Source organism: Streptomyces olivochromogenes (genome assembly GCF_021538895.1).
In the GTDB taxonomy this organism is placed as follows: Bacteria; Actinomycetota; Actinomycetes; order Streptomycetales; family Streptomycetaceae; genus Streptomyces; species Streptomyces olivochromogenes_A.
Genome location: NZ_JADDRL010000242.1, coordinates 1 through 4,213, shown reverse-complemented (window position 1 = coordinate 4,213; position 4,213 = coordinate 1). Strand labels below are relative to the sequence as shown.

3 protein-coding genes and 1 pseudogene are annotated in these 4,213 nt (G+C 75.6%); 1 reads left to right on the top strand and 3 read right to left on the bottom strand.

Annotated elements, in window-relative coordinates; all coding sequences use genetic code 11:
* Together IPZ69_RS46495 and IPZ69_RS46490 are read right to left on the bottom strand one after the other, a co-directional pair.
* Window positions 1–1,296, bottom strand: a pseudogene (locus tag IPZ69_RS46495) (ABC transporter permease); the annotation flags it as partial.
* Between the two features lie 161 nt (window positions 1,297–1,457).
* Window positions 1,458–1,862, bottom strand: coding sequence for a globin (locus IPZ69_RS46490; protein ID WP_235460974.1), 405 nt, complete (start codon window positions 1,860–1,862; stop codon window positions 1,458–1,460).
* A 91-nt stretch (window positions 1,863–1,953) separates the two neighbouring features.
* Here IPZ69_RS46490 and IPZ69_RS46485 point away from each other — a divergent pair, with 91 nt between their 5' ends.
* The gene (locus IPZ69_RS46485) at window positions 1,954–2,928 is read left to right on the top strand and encodes a methyltransferase domain-containing protein (RefSeq protein WP_235460973.1); all 975 of its coding nucleotides are present in this window, start codon (window positions 1,954–1,956) and stop codon (window positions 2,926–2,928) included.
* A gap of 52 nt (window positions 2,929–2,980) precedes the next feature.
* Here IPZ69_RS46485 and IPZ69_RS46480 read toward each other — a convergent pair whose 3' ends face one another.
* A complete protein-coding gene (locus IPZ69_RS46480; protein ID WP_235460972.1) occupies window positions 2,981–4,213 on the bottom strand; it encodes an FHA domain-containing protein in 1,233 nt (410 codons plus the stop codon).

Below are 4,213 nucleotides of genomic sequence, written 5' to 3'. Positions count from 1 at the left end.
GTCCTCCGTCCCGCCCTCGCGCTCCGTCAGCGCGGGCACCGCCAGCGCGCAGCCCAGCGCCACGCCGCCCGCGACCAGCCACACCCCCGCTCGTCCGCCCGCCGGGGTGTCCAGGTGCAGTCCGATCCGGGCCAGCGGTCCCCGGCCCGCGAGCAGGCCGGTGAGCGGACCGGCGAGCAGGGGCGCGCAGAGCGCCGCGGGCAGCGCGAGGAGCAGCGCCTCGGCGGCGGCGAGGCCCGCGATACGGGCCCGGGAGCCGCCGCGTGCCCTCAACAGCCGGGTCTCGCCCGCCCGTTCGGTGCTGAGCAGCCGGGCCACGAGCAGCAGGGCGTACCCGGCGAGCAGCGCGAGCTGGAGCGCGACGATCAGGAGGGTGGAGCGGGAGACGAGCAGGGAGCGGTCGATCCGGTCCAGGACGTCGGGCAGGGAGGTCGTCGAGACCGTCAGCCCGCTCGGCCCGCCGGGCCCGCGCAGCGCCGCGCTGCCCTTTCGGGCCGTCTCGCGCAGCGTCCCGATCCGCCCGGTCGTCACCGCGGCGAAGTCGGCCGAGGCGAGCCACGCCGACGACCCGGCGCTCACCTTCTTGCCGGTGAGGACGGAAGGGTCGGCGAGCAGCGGCCCGTACGTCGTGAAGCCGGACTTCTTGACGCCCCGGCCGAGCAGGTCGTCCAGCCGCCAGTAGGGGGCCGTGACGAGGGCGGGGCGGTACAGGCCGGTGACGCGGACGCGCACCGGCGGTCCGTCGAGCCGGTCGGCGAGGGTGAGCCGGGAACCCGCCCGCAGGCCGAGGAGCCGGGCGGCGGACTGCGGGAGCGCCACCTCCACCGCCCCGTCGGCCGGGCGCGGCAGCCGTCCGGAGACCAGCCGCACCTGCGACCGGTCCAGCGCCGCGAAGAAGGTCAGGTCCGGGTCCTCGCCGGAACCGCCCGCGGCGTCGGCGGAGCCGGGTGCCTGGGGGAGACCGGTGGCCCGCGCCGAGCGGGGCAGCGCGTACGGTCCCGAGCGCACCAGGGTCCGTACCGTCACCGGCAGCCCGTCGAAGGTCCGGCGGGCACCCTTGCGTACGGCGGCGTCGGCGGCCGCGTCCTTGCCGGCCGGTACGTCGGCCTTGACGATCAGCGCGGTGTCGGCGGCGCTCCGGGAATCGGCCAGGGAGTGGCGCAGGGCCGCGTCGCCGATCGCGCCCGAGTACGCGGTGAGCGTGGCCAGGACCGCCGTGGTCAGCAGGACGGTGAGTAACGCGGCGGCGAGCAGCAGGCGGTGCGCCCGCGCGCGTGAGACGACGAACCCCGCCACCCTGCCCCCGTGTTGTCCGGACTTCCAGACCTTCCGGCGATGCTGTCAGAGGGGACCGGCTCGGGGTAAGCGATCGTGAACGGGGCTTGACCGGATTGTGACCGGATTCCGGCGTCGTACGACCGGAATCCGGCGTTCACTCGGCGGTGATCGCTCGGTGATCAGTCAGGGGTGTTCACCATCGAGGCCGCCGCGTACGTCAGGTAGTTCCACAGCGTGTGCTCGTGCTCCTCGGACAGGCCGAGCTCCTCGACGGCCACCCGCATGCGCCGCAGCCAGGCGTCGTGCGCCGCCCGGTCGACGGTGAAGGGGGCGTGCCGCATGCGCAGGCGGGGGTGGCCGCGCTGCTCGCTGTACGTCGTCGGGCCGCCCCAGTACTGGATGAGGAAGAGAGTCATCCGCTCCTCGGCGGGGCCCAGGTCCTCCTCGGGGTACATCGGGCGCAGGATCGGGTCCTCCGCGACGCCCTCGTAGAAACGGTGCACCAGCCGGCGGAAGGTCTCCTCACCGCCGACCTGCTCGTAGAAGGTCTGCTCCTGAAGCGTGCCGCGCCGGATCTCTTTCACCCGTACATGCTCTCAGACCGGGTGGCCGAGGACTCGAGGCTTAGGACCATGGGTACTCGCCCCGCGGGAGTCGGCGCCGCACAGTGGACCCATGGGCATGGGCGAACTCGCGGATCTCGCCGCCTCGGCGCGGGCGGCACTGGTGCGCGAGATCGAGGCGAGCGGGGCGTGGGCCGACGACCCGGTGTGGCGGGAGGCGTTCTCGGCGGTGCCGCGGCACCTGTTCGTGCCGTACTACTACATCGGCGTCCTGGGCGGCTACGAACGCTGCTGGTGCGAGAGCGCCGACCCGGCCGCGCGCGAGCGCTGGGTGCGCGGCGCCTACGCCGACGCACCGCTGGCCACGCGGCTGCGCGACGGCGAACTGGTCAGCTCCAGCAGCCAGCCCTCGCTGATGGCGAGAATGCTCGCCGAACTGCGGGTGGCGGACGGCGACCGGGTCCTGGAGATCGGCGCGGGCACCGGCTACAACGCGGCCCTGCTCGCCCACCGGCTCGGCGACGACGACCTGGTCACCACCATCGACCTGGAACCGGAGATCACCGAGTCGGCCCGCCAGCACCTGGCGGCCGCCGGACACCACCCGGTCGTGGTCACCGGCGACGGAGCGCGCGGGGTTCCCGAGCGCGCGCCCTTCGACCGGATCATCGCGACCTGCACGCTCTCGTCCGTCCCGCGCGCCTGGCTCGCCCAGTGCCGTCCGGGCGCCCGCATCCTGGCTCCGCTGGCCACCGGCCTGATCGTGCTGACCGTGCGGGACGCCGGCCACGCCGAGGGCCGTTTCCTGAACGCCCCGGCCTACTTCGTGCCGTTGCGCGGCGAGCACCGCCCCGAACCGGTACCGGCGGCCTCGGCCGCGGTGCCGCCCCGGGCCCGGGACCACGAGCTGTTCCGCTTCCTGCTGGCCCTGACCCGCACGGCCCTCGATCCGCTGGAGGCGTACGCGCTGTGGGAGGGCGAGGGCATGCCCCGGCGCGAGCGGTACGGCATCACGGTCGGCGGCGAGCGCACCTGGGCCTGGCTGGACGACCCGGAGGGGCCGTACACCTGGCCCCTCCCGGACTGATCCGCGAGCGCGGTCCCGGGCGGCCGGGGCCGAAGGACCGGCCCCGGGCCCGCTAGCCCCGCCGTATCGTGATCGTCGTCCAGGCGCCCACGTGCACCCGGTCGCCGTCCTGCAGCGGTACCGGCACGAAAGGCTGGATCGGCTCCTCCGAGCCGTTGACCGTGGTGCCGTTCGTCGAGTTCTGGTCGACGACCGCCCAGGTCCCGTCCGGCTGCTGGACCAGCACCGCGTGCTGGTGCGAGACGCCCGGGTCCTCCGGCGGCACCGACAGGTCGATGTCGGGGGTGTCGCCGGTGGAGTGCCGGCGGCGGCCGATGGTGACCTGGTTGCCGCTGAGCGTGCGCTGCTGCTCGGGCGAGTACGCGGGCAGGTTGAGACCGGTGGCCTCGGGACCCGAGCGATGCATCATCGCCATGAAGTAGTCGCGGTCCGGACCGATGGTCGCCATCCAGGTCACCGGCTGCTGCGGCGCCTGCGGGTAGCCGAGTCCGGGCGGGGCCTGGGTCGCGCCGGGCTGCGGATAGCCGTATCCGCCGCCCTGACCGCCACCGGGGCCGCCGGGACCGGACGGGCCCGCGGACGACGGCGGGGAGATCACCCAGTCGTCGTCACCGCCGCCGAAGGACGGACCGCCGGCCGGCGGCCGTCCGGTCTCCTGCGGGAAGGCGGGCGGCGCGGGCGGGCCGGCCTGCTGGAACGCCTGCGGGGCACCGCCGACGGGCGGCGTCGGGCCGGGCGGCGGCGGAACCGGACGCGACGGGTCGACGCCGAAGACGCTGGGGCCGCCGGGGCCGCCGGGACCCGGGGCGCCGGGCTGCTGGAACTGCTGCGGGCCACCGGAGGTGACACCCGGACCGGCCTGTCCCGGGCCGCCGTAGCCGCCGGGACCACCGGGACCACCGGGGCCGCCGGGACCCGGCCCGGCGCCGAACGCCGACGGACCGTTCCCGCCGCGCTCACCGGCGAACGGCGTCGGCCCCGACGGCTCGCTGCCGAACGGCGGGATCGGCTCGGCGGGACGGTTCATCTGCGAGGGGCGCGAGCCCTGGTACTCGAACGAGTCGCCGCCGTAGGACTGGCTGCCGGGCGCCTGGAAGCGGGGCGCGCCCTGGCCGGGCGCCGGCGGGCGCGGGGCGGCCGGGGTGTACGAGGTGGCCGTGTTCGTCAGGAAGTTCCACCGGCACTCCTCGCAGAACGGCGCACCGCCCTCGCGGGGCGTGCGGCACTGCGGGCAGAGTTCCGGCTCCGGGTCGGGCACGGCGGACAGGTGCGGGCGCCCCTGCAT

Coding starts and splice junctions, on each gene's coding strand:
- IPZ69_RS46485 (WP_235460973.1), top strand. CDS start 1,954: ATGGGCATGGGCGAACTCGCGGATCTCGCCGCCTCGGCGCGGGCGGCA.
- IPZ69_RS46480 (WP_235460972.1), bottom strand. CDS start 4,213: ATGCAGGGGCGCCCGCACCTGTCCGCCGTGCCCGACCCGGAGCCGGAA.